The organism is Agrilactobacillus yilanensis (assembly GCF_003946725.1).
In the GTDB taxonomy this organism is placed as follows: Bacteria; Bacillota; Bacilli; order Lactobacillales; family Lactobacillaceae; genus Agrilactobacillus; species Agrilactobacillus yilanensis.
In genome coordinates, this window is record NZ_RHOY01000015.1 from 1 (window position 1) to 13,942 (window position 13,942).

The 13,942-nt window shown below is 38.8% G+C and carries 14 protein-coding genes; 7 read left to right on the forward strand and 7 right to left on the reverse strand.

All coding sequences use genetic code 11. From position 1 onward, the window contains the following. Positions 1-446 precede the first annotated feature (446 nt). Together EKM93_RS09725 and EKM93_RS09730 are read right to left on the reverse strand one after the other, a co-directional pair. The gene (locus tag EKM93_RS09725; protein WP_125715402.1) at positions 447-812 is read right to left on the reverse strand and encodes a hypothetical protein; all 366 of its coding nucleotides are present in this window, start codon (positions 810-812) and stop codon (positions 447-449) included. Between the two features lie 22 nt (positions 813-834). After that, positions 835-1,632: a tyrosine-protein phosphatase gene (locus tag EKM93_RS09730; RefSeq protein ID WP_125715403.1), complete on the reverse strand. Its 798-nt coding sequence runs from the start codon at positions 1,630-1,632 to the stop codon at positions 835-837. 224 nt (positions 1,633-1,856) lie between these two features. Here EKM93_RS09730 and EKM93_RS09735 point away from each other — a divergent pair, with 224 nt between their 5' ends. After that, positions 1,857-2,333, forward strand: a complete 477-nt coding sequence (locus EKM93_RS09735) for a universal stress protein (RefSeq protein ID WP_125715473.1) — start codon at positions 1,857-1,859, stop codon at positions 2,331-2,333. Positions 2,334-2,482: 149 nt separating this feature from the next. Here EKM93_RS09735 and EKM93_RS09740 read toward each other — a convergent pair whose 3' ends face one another. Next, positions 2,483-2,665 (reverse strand): hypothetical protein, encoded by a 183-nt coding sequence (locus EKM93_RS09740; protein ID WP_125715404.1) that lies wholly within the window; start codon positions 2,663-2,665, stop codon positions 2,483-2,485. A 138-nt stretch (positions 2,666-2,803) separates the two neighbouring features. Between EKM93_RS09740 and EKM93_RS09745 the strand changes: the two genes are divergently transcribed. Beyond that, complete coding sequence (locus EKM93_RS09745) at positions 2,804-3,301, forward strand: hypothetical protein (protein ID WP_125715405.1); 498 nt, start codon at positions 2,804-2,806, stop codon at positions 3,299-3,301. 90 nt (positions 3,302-3,391) lie between these two features. Here EKM93_RS09745 and EKM93_RS09750 read toward each other — a convergent pair whose 3' ends face one another. The 3 genes from EKM93_RS09750 to add all read right to left on the reverse strand — a co-directional run bounded on the left by EKM93_RS09750 (position 3,392) and on the right by add (position 5,516). Next, positions 3,392-3,652, reverse strand: coding sequence for a hypothetical protein (locus tag EKM93_RS09750; RefSeq protein ID WP_125715406.1), 261 nt, complete (start codon positions 3,650-3,652; stop codon positions 3,392-3,394). Positions 3,653-3,951: 299 nt separating this feature from the next. Further along, positions 3,952-4,425 carry a glutathione peroxidase gene (locus EKM93_RS09755; RefSeq protein ID WP_125715407.1) on the reverse strand — a complete coding sequence of 158 codons (474 nt, stop codon included), beginning with the start codon at positions 4,423-4,425 and terminating at the stop codon, positions 3,952-3,954. 71 nt (positions 4,426-4,496) lie between these two features. After that, entirely contained in the window at positions 4,497-5,516 is a 1,020-nt protein-coding gene (gene add, locus EKM93_RS09760) for an adenosine deaminase (protein WP_125715408.1), read from the reverse strand. Between the two features lie 147 nt (positions 5,517-5,663). Here add and EKM93_RS09765 point away from each other — a divergent pair, with 147 nt between their 5' ends. The 4 genes from EKM93_RS09765 (at position 5,664) to EKM93_RS09780 (ending at position 11,267) form a co-directional block, all read left to right on the forward strand. Further along, positions 5,664-6,809: a baeRF6 domain-containing protein gene (locus EKM93_RS09765; RefSeq protein ID WP_125715409.1), complete on the forward strand. Its 1,146-nt coding sequence runs from the start codon at positions 5,664-5,666 to the stop codon at positions 6,807-6,809. 411 nt (positions 6,810-7,220) lie between these two features. Continuing rightward, positions 7,221-7,997 carry a WxL domain-containing protein gene (locus EKM93_RS09770; protein WP_125715410.1) on the forward strand — a complete coding sequence of 259 codons (777 nt, stop codon included), beginning with the start codon at positions 7,221-7,223 and terminating at the stop codon, positions 7,995-7,997. A 108-nt stretch (positions 7,998-8,105) separates the two neighbouring features. Next, on the forward strand, positions 8,106-9,125 hold the full coding sequence (locus EKM93_RS09775) for a DUF3324 domain-containing protein (protein ID WP_125715411.1): 1,020 nt from the start codon (positions 8,106-8,108) through the stop codon (positions 9,123-9,125). A 33-nt stretch (positions 9,126-9,158) separates the two neighbouring features. Continuing rightward, positions 9,159-11,267, forward strand: a complete 2,109-nt coding sequence (locus EKM93_RS09780) for a hypothetical protein (protein ID WP_125715412.1) — start codon at positions 9,159-9,161, stop codon at positions 11,265-11,267. 222 nt (positions 11,268-11,489) lie between these two features. Here the strand turns inward: EKM93_RS09780 and EKM93_RS09785 are convergent, their stop codons facing one another. Continuing rightward, positions 11,490-11,672: a hypothetical protein gene (locus EKM93_RS09785; protein ID WP_125715413.1), complete on the reverse strand. Its 183-nt coding sequence runs from the start codon at positions 11,670-11,672 to the stop codon at positions 11,490-11,492. Between the two features lie 334 nt (positions 11,673-12,006). Between EKM93_RS09785 and asnB the strand changes: the two genes are divergently transcribed. Continuing rightward, complete coding sequence (gene asnB / locus EKM93_RS09790) at positions 12,007-13,917, forward strand: asparagine synthase (glutamine-hydrolyzing) (RefSeq protein WP_125715414.1); 1,911 nt, start codon at positions 12,007-12,009, stop codon at positions 13,915-13,917. Positions 13,918-13,942: the final 25 nt, after the last annotated feature.

Sequence of the window (13,942 nt, forward strand, 5' to 3'; positions counted from 1 at the left end):
GTGTTTGTTTTGGTTATAAACATTATCTTCCTGAATCCCCGAATTGGCAATCTAGGGGGTCATTTCATATTATCTCTGGTTTTGAAACGCGTTCCCAAAGACTGATTTCTGCGCTTAGCTACGTCTAACTTGTAAGCGAAGCCCGCTCACGGCGTTAGTCTAGGCTATGCTCAAAATCAACCCGTCTTTGGTTGCGCTCTGCATAAACGCGTTCAAGGTCACTGACTTTTCACATAACTACAAATTACTTGTAAGCCAAGAACGGGCTTCCGGCGTAATTTTAGGTTATGCTCAAAGTCAAACCGTGCCCTTTCACGCTCTGGTTTTGAAACGCGTTCAGCCTCATTGTCTTCTTGTATAACTACAAATCTCTTGTGTGTCTGACGACACCCTGCAAGATTCTAGGTTATACGCGAAGGCAACCCATGAGGCTTCACGCTCTTTTACTAATCTACGAAGATGAGTTGGAGTTCATTTTTTTCTTGATCTAGGTTAATTGAAAGGTGTCGGCTTAGGTCGTCAACGACTTTTTGGCTAAAGGCGACTTTGTCTTCAAAGGCGGTGAATTGTGCGGTGAATTGATTTGCATGGAAATCGTAATTACTGCTGATGAAGGATGGGTCGGTGACGTAACGCAGGTTGTTTTCTTGATGGAATGAGCCGGGTGCTAGGACGGATTCAATATAGGCGTAGAGTTCGGTTGGTTGATAGTTTAAGGGCCGTTTTGCATGAACGGTAACGGTGTAGTTGGTGTAAGTGTCTACAAGGTGGTTATCGATGGTTATTTGAGTTAATGCTTGATAGAGTTTCATAATATGATCTCCTAGTAAAATATTAATCGGTTAAATAGATTTTTCTTAGATCTTGTAAATCGGTATCTGATAGACCAATAATTTCTTTGAGATAGTTAATCGGTGTGCCTGCCAGGTGCTTAATTTCTTGTTCTGTGGCGTTTAAAAAGTCGATGTGCACTGAGAATAGGTCCCGTAAGTTATCAATCATTTCAGGGGAGCTATTGGCGTTACTGGCCTTTTTAATTAGGGCTTCTGTTTCAGGTCGATAAGTGGTATTGGTTAGCAGGTAATCTTGAGCGATGGCTTTTTTAGCGACGCCTAGGGCACTTAAGAAGAAGAAGGCGCCAATACCTGTCCGATCTTTACCGGCGGTGCAATGGAATAAAACAGCTTGATTATCTTGCTCATTTTTTAAAAGTTCTTCAAAAAAAGTGCGGTAGGCTTGTTGTGCCCCTTTTTGGACGATCATGTTTTGGTAGACTTCAATCATCCGGTCATGGCCTGCACCAGCGACGTGGGCGATTTCATGTTCAATCATTTCTGGGGATTTAGAGTTTTCGGTTAAATCAGTGGCAAATACGGGTAAGTGCCGATAAGTCGTCCCTGTGGGTAGTTTATCGGGCTCTTTTGTGATTTCTTCTTGAGAACGAAAATCGATATCTGTGATTAGGCCATAATCTTTGAGGTAGGTTAAATCTTTATTATCTAAAGTACTGAGTTTTGCAGAACGAATAATTTTTTGAAACTTTACGTGACGTCCGTCTATTGTAGAATAACCGCCTAATTCGCGGAAATTAATGCCTTTTTCAAGTGGCAAAACACGTTGCTTGTCCAACATAGTGTTTAGTTCCTCCTTAATGAGTTAAAAGTGATTCATCTTAAATATTAGCACATTTTTTGTATGGATAGTGGATTCTAATAAATTCTACAACAATCTAAAAGTTAATGTACAATAAAGATGATTTTTTTGCGTTTCTGCGTATTAGATATCAGTATTTTCTTGAATTGCGTCCGTGAGTAGCTTATTCTTATATATGTAGAGAAGAAAGCGAGATGATCACGATGTTACAAGAATATAATAATATTTTAGTGCCTGTTGATGGGTCTAAAGAAGCGGAACTAGCTTTGAAAAAGGCAGTTCACGTAGCTAAAATGAACCATGCCCATGTTGATATTTTGAATGTGTTAGACACAAAACAATTTATCGGTGGTTATGGAGGTATGCTTTCTGGGGATGCCATTTACCAAATTTCTGAAGATGCTCAAGATTATTTGGAGAATCTAGCAAATGAAATTCGTCATAAAAATGACATGGCGGAAGAGGACATTTCGATTCACGTCCGTTTTGGTAATCCCAAAACCGTTATCTCTAGAGATTTCCCTAAAGATCATAAGAATGATTTAATCATGATAGGGGCTACTGGTTTAAGTGCAATGGCTCGGGTATTGGTAGGCTCTGTTACGGAATATGTTAATCAAAATGCGCTCTGCGATGTCTTGATTGTTAAAACAGATGCTGACAATCAAAAACCAGAGTAACTGATATTAAAAAATAAATAAGCATCACAACGGCAGTGGCTGAAACAAAATGTAAGTTTTGTCCCAGCCACTGTCTTAGTTAGACAACAAAAAACTGCATCTAAGATGTAGACGCAGTTTTGTAACGACCATATATAGATGTAACAGTGCTAGGCACGACGCTTAACATCTGTAGCTAAAAGGTTGGGCATTCTAACGATATGCTCACCGGGTTTAAGGGCTAAAATATAGCCGTTCTTTAAACGTAAGGTGTAGGTGACGTGATAAGCTAATTCTAGCGGCTTACCCCGATTATCATAAATCGGCAAGTTTAAATTGTCACTTTTTGACATAGCAGCTTCACGTCCTTTCAAAAGACTTAAGAAATTCTTAACTAACTTAATTATACCTTGTTTGGCTGGACTTTTTAACGGATATAGGATAAATTTTTCACAGCAGTAAAACTCGATCGAACTATTTGGAGGTAACGTATGCAACAAGGAGAAATTGCAAAATTAGCAGATTGGCTAGAGGCACATAAGACTGGGATTGCTGATCGTAGCACAAAATTAGATAAAAAGCAAATCTTTAAAATTATTGATGCGCTAAAAATTTTCCAACAACCGATTATTACGTACTTTGATATGACTGAAGATCAATACGATCAAGCAGAATCTGATCATAAGTTTACCATTGAAGAAGGTCGTCATAAATTGACTGAAATTAAAGATCGAATTATGATCAATCATTTAGATGGTACGCTCACTTCAGGCGAACTGAATTTTACTTATAATCACGAAACTTCAATTAAGGATACTTATCAAGTTAAAGTTGATTTGAATATTTTGACCTATGGGTTAGAAGTTTTAGGTGCAGCAGCAGCGATCGTTGATCTAGCAGAAATCAAGCAGCATCTTTCTAAAGATGCTGCGATGAGTTTGGCTATTGCGGCTTATGCCATTGATGCATGGCAAAAGCGGCAGCAATAAGCGTTTTATATTTATAAAGTGGCCGTTAAAGACCACGGTTTTGTTGTTGTTTTTTAAATCGTTCACAGAGAAAAGTTTAAAAATAGCGGCCTAATCTAAGGCAAACCAATCATTATCATAAAGTTGATGTTGCATTTTAGAAAGTGGGACCCAAATTTTGGCATTTTTGATTTTATCAAGGATGTTCCAAAAAAGTGGGTCTTTTTTTTGTTTGTCTGTCACTTCTACTTTGACCACATGGCCTGCTTCAGTAACGGCGAAGATATTTGGATAATTTACTTCGAATAGTAAGGTGGGGATAATTTCGGTTTCTTTTTCAGTGTAAGTTTTTTCGTGTTGTTTTGTTGACATATTAATCAACTCCTTATGTTGACTACTATAACAACGAAGTTTTATGAAAGTCGGCATAAAAAGTGAATATTCATGTAATAATTATGAATAGTCTGCGAGCGAAAAATAATGACTAATATTGTAAAATTGGATTAAAATGCAATGACCACAAGGCTTTTCTTAAAAAACAAGCCTTTAAGAATTATGATTATTTTTAGATAGTATGAGCAAAAAATGAGTAAATTTTAAGGTAATATAACAAAAAAGGATCCACGCCCAAATAAACTTTGGTCCCAGATCCTAGTACTGTTCACTTTAAATTAATGTTGTAATAAACGTTCAATATCTTGAACCATTGCTTCAGGTTTATCCTTTGGTTCAAAACGGGCGACAATTTCACCGTCGGCATTCACTAGGAATTTTGTGAAATTCCATTTGATTGCTTTACCATTTGAATTTTCAACTAAATAGTCATAAAGTGGATTTTTGTCTTTACCCCGGACATTGCTTTTTTCAAACATAGGAAAAGAAACGCCGTAGTTCATTTGACAGAATTCTAAAATTTCATCATTACTACCAGGATCTTGATGTAGAAATTGATTTGAAGGGAACCCTAGAATTTCAAAGTCTTGATCTTTGTAAGTTTGATAGAGTTTTTCTAAACCTTCAAATTGAGGTGTAAAACCGCATTTACTCGCCGTATTTACAATTAATAAAGTTTTGCCCTTATACTTGTCTAACTGCTCAGTTTGGCCATTAATTCGCGTTTCGTTAAAATCATAAATTGTAGCCATTAAGAAAACTTCCTTTCAAGGTGCAAATTAAATTGTTTACAATTTAAAATTACACAATTTAAATAGATTTGTCAACTAAATTTTGCATAAATGCCTTTAAATTCACGGCGTAGCGCAGTTTTTAACTGCGGTGTGCAAAAAGCGGCCTCAATGCCTGCTAAATTAAAATTCAAAAAAGTCGCCAGATCCGTGTGGAAATATTTTTGGAAAAGGGCATATTCTTTCGTTAAGGTTGTATTGGAAACGGTCCGATTATCCGTGTTGATACAGGCGGCTAAGTCTTGAGCCACAATTAAAGGGTAAGGATAAGCTTCAATCGTTTGGATCGCTTTTGTTTGTAAATTACTGGTCAAACATAGTTCCAAACACGTATTGGTTGTTTTAATGAGTTGCGCTAAGTCTGGTTGATCAGCGAGTGCAGTTCCATGGCCGATTCTACGGGCGCCCAGGTGGATGGCTTCATAAATGTTATGGGCACAGTGGCATTCGCCCGCATGAAAGGTTAAATTCAAATGTTGCTGCTGGGCAAAATCAGCAGCGGGCTGTAAAACGGCAGGTGGAAAATCGGCTTCGTTACCGGCGAAGTCTACACCGCCTAAGCCTTGGTTTTTGAACAGACTAGCGGCTTTAAAGACAGCGATATTTTGAGCATTAGATTGCTGACGCATTCCGCAGACCAACAAACTAGCCTCGATGTTAAAAGCCTGTTTTGCCTTAGCCATACCAACTAAAACGGCTTGGATCGCAGCTTGATAACTTAGTCCTTGTTGCACAGAAAACGCTGGAGCAAAGCGGATTTCCATATACCGGACGTTTTCTAAAGCGGCTTGTTGCAACACATCATAAGCGGCAATTTCTAAAGCGGCTTCAGTTTGCAGTAATGGTGCTACAAAATCAAACTTTGTTAAATAAGTCATTAGATCCGGAACAGGCCCAGTGACTTGTGTAAGCTGTCGTAATTGTGCTTCATCCTCAGGTACGGCAATGTTTGCCAATTTAGCCAAACGCCGAATCGTAGGCAAGGACAGTGAGCCATCTAAATGACAATGCAATTCAACTTTAGGTAATGCTTTTAATTGATCTAAATCCATTTTTAAACCCCCTAACGACTTACTCCTAATTGTACACTTTTTAGACTTAACGTACGATTTTCAATAAAAATTACGAATCGTTCCACATTTTCAGAATAATAATGGTAGAATTGATACTATTAAATATTATACGGAGGCTTGACTCGAATGGCATTAACCGATGATTTAAAGAAATTAGTCATGGATGTGACAAGAGAGGGCGAAGGACCTTATATTTCAATATTCATGACCATTCATCCCAATGATACCAATTTACAATTAGACAAAGTACAGTATAAAAAGCTCGTGGCTCAGGCGCAAAAAGATTTCATAGCAGCTTACCCAAAACGGGAATGGCCAGCTTATCAAGAAGAATTTGATATGGTAGGGCTAGAAAGAAAAATCGGACGTAATGGCTATCAAGGCTTAGCGGTTATTGCCAGCAAAACCCATGTGTTCAAATATTATTTGACGCTAGCACCAGAAGATCAAAGCTATGTTTCAAAAAATTTATATATTCTACCCATTATTAAAAATGCACAATATAACTTTGATTATGATTTGGTCCATTTAAATAAAGCCGGTTTTAGTTTCTATCAAGTTCGGCGCGGCTTAATTAAGGCGGTTGACCTACCAGCTGAAGCGCCAACGAACTTTGAAAAAACAATTTCTGATCCTGCATTCAGTGCGGCTGAAGCCCAAGCTGCAGAGCATAGTGGCAATGCCGTCTACTCCGGTCCAGCAGCACCAACACCTAGAAGTAACGACCATGTGGCCCATTACTTAAGGGTGGTGGATCAATATATTCGACAGAAGTTCACTTTATTAGATCATGTGCCGTTAGTGTTAGTCGGTAGTGATGAAATTCAAGATCAATTCCGCAGTATTTCTAAAAACGGTATGTTAGAAGCGGACATTCGGACAACAAAAGTGGCGGCTAAATTAGATCAAGCTGCCTTGAATCAGTTGAAACAGCTGATTAATGACCAATTTAAAGCTCAAGTAAAAGCGCGTGTTTTACAAGAATTGGATAATGCACGCTCAGGCGGTCGGGAAATTTCAGGGGTGGATAACGTTGTCCAGGCGGCCATCGAAGGGCGAATACGCCAAGTGATTATCCGTGAAAATACGGTAGAACACGGTGTAATTGATCTGGATATGAACGTAGATACAAAGAGTCCTAAAGCCGCAGCCCATAATTTATTAAATGACATTGCTGTAGTTACCTTGGCCTTTGGCGGTCAAGTTCAAGTCTTAACCGATGCTGAAATGCCCATTGGCCAAAGTGTGATCGGCCTATTGCGTGGTAAGTAGGTCATCCGCAGATTTAAGAAAAATACGTAAAATGTAACTAAATAAAATCAAAAAAAGCTCAGTCCAGCAATTTGGACTGAGCTTTTTTGTCGGCTAATTGATCAAAAAACGTCAAAAAAGAGGTAAATTTTAAAAAAATCAAAAAAATATTTTTTTATTTTATGAATTGATCCAATAATTTAATTCTGAAAAGCTTGAAAAAAGAAACAGCTTTCAAAAAGCTGTTATATCGGGATACAATTAAATTGTTTTCAATTGAATTGTACAAAATTTAATTGTTTACATTTTCATTTTTTCAAAGTTATTATTCCGTTTTATGATTTTGTCGTGTTGACACCGTTTTCTAAATTAGATACACTGATTTCCGTTGATGACACAAACTAATATACAAGAAAGAAAGAGGCTTACAAAATGAAAAAAATGTCTATTTTACTTTTCTCAACTTCCCTATTGGCAACACTTGCTTTGGCACCTGCAACGGCGGTACATGCAGCAGATGATGAAAAACAGGAACTAAAAACAACAGCAACCTTAAACTTAGGTGTAGACGATAGTACAGATGAAAACGGTGATGGCAACTGGAAACCTAATCCAGATGGCAACGGTAATGACGGCGATACAGATGGCGACGGCAATCCAGACGGGAATGGCGATAACAACAATAACGGCGGCGGTTCCACGGTGCCAAGCAATAAGTTAATGCTTTTATCAGCACCATCTTTTAATTTTGGAACGCTCGGTGCTTCTAATCTTTATAACGGTTTCAGTAATCGGCCTGCTGAAGGCGTATCTGATGCCTTAAGTGTTTCTGATACACGGCTTGGGCAAGATGATTGGACTTTAAGTTTATCAATGTCTGAATTCAAAGGCACAACCAGCACATTAAAAAATGCGGCTATGAAGTTAGCTGCCGTTAAAGGTGAACATGGTGCGACACCGGCCCCATCATCTAATGTTAGAGCTTGGCATGCATCTAATGCGATTACGGTTTCAGATACGGGCACAGCACAAACTGTTGCTGAAAGTGATGGCACGACGCACGGTACTGTAAATTATAACTTCAACGGCACAGATAGCAGATTAGGCCTAGGGATAAATAATGAACTAGTAGTTGAAGCTGGAGAAAAACTAGTTTCTGACTTAACTTGGGATCTAGTTGGCGATCAACCGGCAGCGGATAAACTTTAATAATTGGCTTTTAAAGGAAAAGACCTTTATAGCGGTCTTTTCCTTAATAAAACTAATATATTAGAAAATTAATTGGCTTTTACAGATTTCGTATAAAGGAGTAAAAAAATGTCTTTAAAAAAATGGATTGTCGCTTTTGCCCTAGGTTTTGTAGCGTTCTTAGTTTTACCACAACAGGCTTCGGCCGCATCAGGCGCTGAGTTTACCATTAGAAATGTCTATTCGGAAGAACAGACAGATCCAGAAGCTGGATTCTTTGCTTACCAGCCAATACCTGATCATGACTATACGATCAATACAATGGTAGAAAACTTAAATCGAAATGAGACTTTGGACTTTGAAGCAAGACTGTTAACGGCCACAACTCAAGATCAAGGCGGCATTAGTTACTTACCCGCAAAAACACCTCGAGATAAAAGCTTAAAGCTGGCTTTACCAGATATGCTCAAAGATCAAGCAGTCATTCAAAAATTCTCTATTGCACCTGGACAAAAACAAGTACTCACTTATCATGTCCACACACCTAAAGAACCAATCAAAGGGACCATTTTAGGCAGTGTTCATGTAAAACGGCTCAATAAATCGGACACTTCAAAACAGATGATGGCCTTAAACAACAAATTTTCAATGACGATCCCTGTCATCTTTAAAGGTGAAATGGCTGATACATTATTGCCAGAACTACACTTAACTAAAGTTCAACTGCAGGCAGTTGGCGGGCTGCCACAGTTAACGGCCACAGTGCATAATAGCCAACCCGTTATGTTTGGTGAAATTTATTTGACGACAAAACTTTTCAAAAAAGGACAAGATACACCAATACTAACGCAACGTGATAAAAATTTGAAAATGGCGCCTAACTCAACAATGAACTACATTATGACAACCAATAATAAAACGTTAGCGCCAGGTCGTTACACTTTAAAAATGACAGTCGTTTCTGGAGCTGAAACTTTCCACTTACAAAAATCATTTACCATTAAAGCAACTGACGAAAAAGAAATCACAAAACAATTAGTGAAAGATAACCGCCATTCTGGCTTATTCTGGTTACTGTTGGGTGTTGGGCTTACGTTAGGGATTGGCTTATTGATTTTCTTAATTAGACGACGCAAAAACAAAGCTTAATGAATAGCTGAGATTTTATAAAGGAGGCACCCAATGAAGCACTCAAAAAAAGTTTCTATCTTATTAATGACATCGCTGCTATTCAGCAGTGTGATTACAACTGTCCCTGAAGTAACGGCGGCTCAAGTGGCTGCCCCTCAAATACCGGCAACACCCGCAGCGGCTTTGGGCCAAAATGAAGGCGGCGCCGCAAGTGACGTAGAGATCGATACTGTTCCGAATTTGACGCCAGATTCAGCGCCAGACCCGGTGCATCCTGAGGATACCCAGACATTACCGTCAATGCCAGAGACTGATGGGAATACTGAAAGTACACCTCAAACGCCGGAAGCGCCTACAGATAATAATGTGCTTCAACCGCCAATAATTGAATCTGAAACGGTAGCTGATGAAAATTCTGAAGCGGGAGAAGTAGAAGAAACAGAAGCAGCAGAAAAAAATGAAGATGCGGCAACAAAAAGGCAAACTGAAATTCCGGTTAATGTGACACCGCCAAAAGACGCCACAAAACCCAGCCATAATGGAGGCTCATTATTAGGTGGCGTAGGGGGACTACTTGACAGTATATTGCTATCAGCTCTTGTTTATCCAGGGTTTACAAAGCAACCAGAAAAAAATCAATATGTTGCTTATGGCGCCCCTGTATACTTTAAAATGCGATCGATCGGTAATGCTGGGCCAGTTCAAGATCCGTGGTTAAAGATCACACAATGGACATTACAAAAAGATGGTTCTTTTGTTAAAAAAGAACATCCTGATGTCGTTAAGGGTGATGGGATTCTTGGAAAACATAAATATGATGTGACTTTCGGCAAAGATGGGAAACAAAATCTAGAACCAGGTGTGCATTTCTTTCAATTTGCGTTAGATGGTTATGCGGGTAATACAGTGTATTCTAAATTAGCCCGGGTGAACGTGGTTAAAGATGAGGTGCCGGCGGAACAACTAAGTATTAAATCTGAAGATGTCCTTTGGAGTGGCCTTGACTATGAGCTAAAGGGGCTTTTAACACCCCTTGAGTCAACTAGTGAAGTTCGCTGGCATACGCCGATAAATCCAACGGATCAAGAAGATGAAAAAAATCCGGTAATCTTCAGTTCGAATGTTGGCCGTGATGTGGAGATTGCCATCTCTGATGGTGTGATGAAAGCTGGTAAATCAACAGCGAAAGTTAACGAAGATACTGAAAATCCGGGGATACCTATTGTGCTTAATGCACAGGCAGGTGACTTAAAAGCAACTAAAACAGTTTATGCTGGCGGATTAAAAGCTAAAACAACGACGGTATCTGAAGCCACAACAAAAGGCATTACTTGGCATGAGGTGGCCGGATTAGAGCGGGTGCGCCAAGTGTATTTTGGCAGTGAAGGGGAGGATTTTAAAGTTCAAAAAGTAAATGCCGAGTGGGTTTATCAAAAAGTTAGTAAAAATAAGAGGATTTCTTTTAATGGGGGCAAATCATTTGGTTCAGATACAAATGCTAAGCAAAACGATTTAGCAGATCTACGGGATATCAAACCCCTCGTTATCCCTGGAACAAACAAAATTATTCAAGATTTTGCCGGGAAAACGGGGACGCAGCAGATGGCTGTACAACTAAAGATAGGGATCGTTATAAAGATAAAGGATGGAAAGTCAACAACTATTAATTTAGCGAGTAATTATGCTTCGTTAAAACTGATACCGGATTCTGAAGGAGATGAAGGGAACCAAGAATTGACCTTTAGAAGCGCGCCAAGTTTCACATTTAATGGGGTTAAAGCCAGTCAAATCTATGATGGTGTGAGCCAGCTGCCTACAACTTCAGGGACCGAAGCGGCATTGGATATTGCAAATAGCACGACCAAACCAAAACGTTGGCAGCTTCAAGCGCAATTAGGGGCCTTTAAAGATAGTGACAATCAAGAACTGAATCAGCCGCAGTTACATTTACATGGCCTGCCCACTGCAACCGCAACGTTAACGACGAGTGACCCGACACCGATCATTACGTCTGAACAATACAAAAATGATAATACGCTGATTAGTGCAACATTAGATACAGCACCAAATCAAGAAATCATTTTGAAAAAGGATCAGCATTTTGTCAGCGATATTCGTTGGATTCTTTCAGAAGAAGGGCCCGAAAGTGAAGCGTTGTGAGGTGATTGCAGGGTAGACAGAACGAGCAGTTAAAAAGCAGTAAGCCTACAATAGCATTGCTTAGAAATGAAAATTAAATTATCCAAATAGCAGCAGCTAGGTCAACGTTAAATTTTGACTTGACTGCTGTTTATATTTAGTTCAGCATACTTTGGCGCACGTTTTTTCAGTCAAAAAGCTAGTAAATTTGGCGAATTTATTTATAATGAATTTTACAAATAGTTAGCCTCGAAATGATTGTAAAGCAAGGACCAAAAAGATGGCCACTAACAGCCATAATTTCATTACTCGGATTGGCCCAATGCCTAAGATACCATGGGTAAATTCAATAAAAATTATTAAAACACATAATAAGGCACCTACTAAAAATAAGATGCCCCGTAAGAAATGAGGTGAACGTCGCATGGGGGCACTCCTTTCTGAGTGACGCAGTTTATTTTCAAAAAACAGCTTACTTTTAGTTATTATAACACGATGAATTTTGACAACATCAGACGATAGACGGAAACGCTTTTGTGACAAATAGATTAGACTTTTCTAACTTGGTACAAGCTATCATGGTGTTATGTCGGGATGCGTATTACAATAGAACTTGTGACTGTAAAAATTTTCTGAAACTAAGTCTTCTTATTTGACAAGATTTGTTAGAATTTTATAATGTTAAGCGTTCTTAAGTTTAACTAATTTTTACAATTCAAGTCACACTCGTATTTTTAAATAGATAAAGGGGAATTCAGTTATGTGTGGAATTGTTGGTTTTGTTGATAAAACAATCCTAAATAAAAAACCTGTAATTACTGAGATGATGGACATGATTAAACATCGTGGTCCCAACAGTTCAGGTGAATATGTGAACGATGAAGTCGCCTTAGGTTTCCGTCGATTAAGTATTATCGACTTAAAGGGTGGCGATCAACCAATTTTAAATGAAGACAAAACAAAAGCTATTATCTTTAATGGTGAGATTTATAATTTTCAGCCGATTCGTGCGGATTTGATTGCAGCGGGACATAAGTTTACAACGCATGCAGATACCGAAGTTTTACTCCACGGGTATGAAGAATATGGGATCGAAGGTCTGCTTAAAAAAGTGCGGGGGATGTTTGCCTTTACGATCTGGGATGATGTGAAAAAAGAATTAGTAGGTGCCCGGGACTTCTTTGGGATTAAACCACTTTATTATTATCATCAAGATGGCACTTTTTTGTTCGGTTCAGAAATCAAATCTTTCTTAAAAAATCCAAAATTTAAAAAAGAATTGAACAAAGAAGCTTTACGGCCATTTTTGACTTTCCAGTATTCCGCATTAGCCGAGACCTTCTTTAAAAATGTTTATCAAATTCCGGAAGGCCATTATTTTACACTAAAAGACGATCAGTTAACCATTAAAAAATATTGGGATATGGATTTCAAAGAAAATCATTTATCCTTTGAAAAAACCGTTGATGCCATTGATGCTTCTATCAAGGATTCTGTGGAAACCCATCGTATTAGTGATGTGGAAGTTGGCTCATTATTGTCCAGTGGGGTAGATTCCAGCTATATTACAGCACTTTTACGGCCAGAACATACTTTTTCAATCGGTTTTGATGACAAGAAGTATCATGAAGGGATTGCGGCTAAGGCTTTGGCAGATCGACTAGGGCTAAAAAATAAAAATGACGTGGTTACTTCACAAGAAGCGTTTAAGAATTTCCCACTTATTCAATATTACTTAGATGAACCAGATTCTAATCCTTCTGTTGTACCGCTTTACTTTTTAACAAAATTGGCTAGTAAAGAAGTAACCGTTATTTTGTCAGGTGAAGGTGCAGACGAATTGTTCGCGGGGTATGCCAATTACGGTTGGCATTCGCACTCCAAGGCAATTCGGATCTTTGCCCAAGGCTTAAAACGGTTGCCTCGAGGTGTTCGGGCATCAATTGCCCATGGTCTAAAACGGGTGCCTAACTTCCATGGTCGGCTGCACTTATATGAAGCAACGGCTCCAGCTGAGGAATTCTTTATTGGTGAAGCACGGATCTTTAATGAAGATGAAGCCGGTCAAATTTTGAAGCCAGCGTATCGTTCCAGTGAATCAGTGGAACAAATCGTTGAAAAGAGTTATAAAAAAGTACGGCATTATGATGATGAGGTCAAAAAGATGCAGTACTTAGATATTCATCAGTTTATGGCAAAAGATATTTTGTTAAAAGCCGATAAGATGAGCATGGCAAATTCCATGGAATTACGGGTGCCTTTTTTGGATAAAGAAGTTGCCAAAGTTGCCCAAGGGATTCCTACCAAGTATCTTTTAAACTCAGAGGGCAGTAAATATGCTTTAAGAGAAGCCTCTAATCGTCATTTACCAAAAGAATGGGCACAACGGGAAAAATTAGGTTTTCCGGTGCCGGTTAGTGCTTGGCTCCATGACAAACCAATTTATGAAGAGATTCGGGCTTTATTCTCAGAAGATTTTGTCACTGAATTTTTTGACCGTCCCGCTATTTTAAAAATGGTGGATGATTATTATCACAATCGTGGACACAACGATGATCGCCGTAAAATTTGGACGGTTTATACGTTCTTAGTTTGGTATCGTGTCTATTTCATCGATCAAGAAAAACCAGAATTTATCCCTGACGTCCACAAGGTAGCGGCTCAGGCATAATAAAAAAGTCAAGGTCAGCACCTGA

Coding starts and splice junctions, on each gene's coding strand:
- EKM93_RS09775 (WP_125715411.1), top strand. CDS start 8,106: ATGTCTTTAAAAAAATGGATTGTCGCTTTTGCCCTAGGTTTTGTAGCG.
- EKM93_RS09755 (WP_125715407.1), bottom strand. CDS start 4,425: ATGGCTACAATTTATGATTTTAACGAAACGCGAATTAATGGCCAAACT.
- EKM93_RS09725 (WP_125715402.1), bottom strand. CDS start 812: ATGAAACTCTATCAAGCATTAACTCAAATAACCATCGATAACCACCTT.
- EKM93_RS09780 (WP_125715412.1), top strand. CDS start 9,159: ATGAAGCACTCAAAAAAAGTTTCTATCTTATTAATGACATCGCTGCTA.
- EKM93_RS09770 (WP_125715410.1), top strand. CDS start 7,221: ATGAAAAAAATGTCTATTTTACTTTTCTCAACTTCCCTATTGGCAACA.
- EKM93_RS09750 (WP_125715406.1), bottom strand. CDS start 3,652: ATGTCAACAAAACAACACGAAAAAACTTACACTGAAAAAGAAACCGAA.
- EKM93_RS09745 (WP_125715405.1), top strand. CDS start 2,804: ATGCAACAAGGAGAAATTGCAAAATTAGCAGATTGGCTAGAGGCACAT.
- EKM93_RS09730 (WP_125715403.1), bottom strand. CDS start 1,632: ATGTTGGACAAGCAACGTGTTTTGCCACTTGAAAAAGGCATTAATTTC.
- asnB (WP_125715414.1), top strand. CDS start 12,007: ATGTGTGGAATTGTTGGTTTTGTTGATAAAACAATCCTAAATAAAAAA.
- add (WP_125715408.1), bottom strand. CDS start 5,516: ATGGATTTAGATCAATTAAAAGCATTACCTAAAGTTGAATTGCATTGT.
- EKM93_RS09765 (WP_125715409.1), top strand. CDS start 5,664: ATGGCATTAACCGATGATTTAAAGAAATTAGTCATGGATGTGACAAGA.
- EKM93_RS09785 (WP_125715413.1), bottom strand. CDS start 11,672: ATGCGACGTTCACCTCATTTCTTACGGGGCATCTTATTTTTAGTAGGT.
- EKM93_RS09740 (WP_125715404.1), bottom strand. CDS start 2,665: ATGTCAAAAAGTGACAATTTAAACTTGCCGATTTATGATAATCGGGGT.
- EKM93_RS09735 (WP_125715473.1), top strand. CDS start 1,857: ATGTTACAAGAATATAATAATATTTTAGTGCCTGTTGATGGGTCTAAA.